Origin of the sequence: Emergencia sp. 1XD21-10, from assembly GCF_009936045.1 — a bacterium.
GTDB lineage: Bacteria > Bacillota > Clostridia > Peptostreptococcales > Anaerovoracaceae > Senimuribacter > Senimuribacter intestinalis.
This window is the reverse complement of record NZ_QWEQ01000078.1, coordinates 1-933: the sequence shown is the minus strand read 5'-3', so window position 1 is coordinate 933 and position 933 is coordinate 1. Positions and strand designations below refer to the sequence as shown.

At 39.2% G+C, this 933-nt stretch carries 1 protein-coding gene; it reads right to left on the bottom strand.

Annotation, left to right across the window (positions count from 1 at the left end; genetic code table 11):
* Positions 1 to 827: site-specific DNA-methyltransferase (locus tag D1151_RS16385; protein ID WP_161909582.1), on the bottom strand; the 827-nt coding region annotated here is incomplete at its 3' end.
* Positions 828 to 933: the final 106 nt, after the last annotated feature.

The window sequence follows — 933 nt, the reverse complement described above, 5'->3', positions numbered from 1 at the left end:
CTGACCTTTTCCTTCCAATGCGGATTTCGTTGGGCTTTTTTATGCCCTTCTATCTTCTCATAAATTTCTGTAAGGCTTGCTGCCTTACCGATTTCCTCTAGTACCTCATGCAATACATCTCTCCATGTACTTGTCTGCATATCTCGCATATCTATACTTTGTTTCTCGGTAACTAGATAATTTATCGTAAGCGGCATATCTTTACGGATAATGAGAAGATACTCATGTACAATCGGAATAAATTTACCTGCATAATTCATTCTGTCCGATGTACAATTATGCTGTGCTTTAATCACGATGTTTTCGATTGTGCCTGGCTTTACAATTTCACACAACTGTGAATACAACTTTCCTTTTTTCTTGATGTCGCCCATCAGCACAGCAATTCGCCCACCACGTTCCAATGCAGCATACTGTTTCATCATGCAATAGTTTTGCATTTTTACGAAATCTTCCCATGCTTGTACCTTTGACAAATCATTTTCTCTGGGGTCAAATCCATATTTTTGGATGATTTCTTTCGCCGAATATTGTCCATCTGCATACTTTACAATATTCCAGTACGGTGGATGCCAGAATGTAAACTCTGACCGCTGTGGAATATCCATATTCATTAGGTCAAACCCGTGATTTAGGTCATAACAATGGGATATAATACCCATTGTTCCTGCAACATCTTGCGTAGTATAGCTGCCAGCCATGTAATCGCATATCTCACTCACCTTAAATTGTTTTATCAAATCTTCAATCAATCTTGGGCTGCAATTTCCTCTATAGTGATTGTTTCCTCCCACGCCACGTTCTGGATAACTTACGATGCTTTTCATTCTAACCTCCTTTATGCGGCGATGCCAAAATCGGCACCGCCTATTTCTTTCGTTTTACACCCTAATCTATTCAATATATCCTGCTCTATACAAAGCAAGAAAGCTA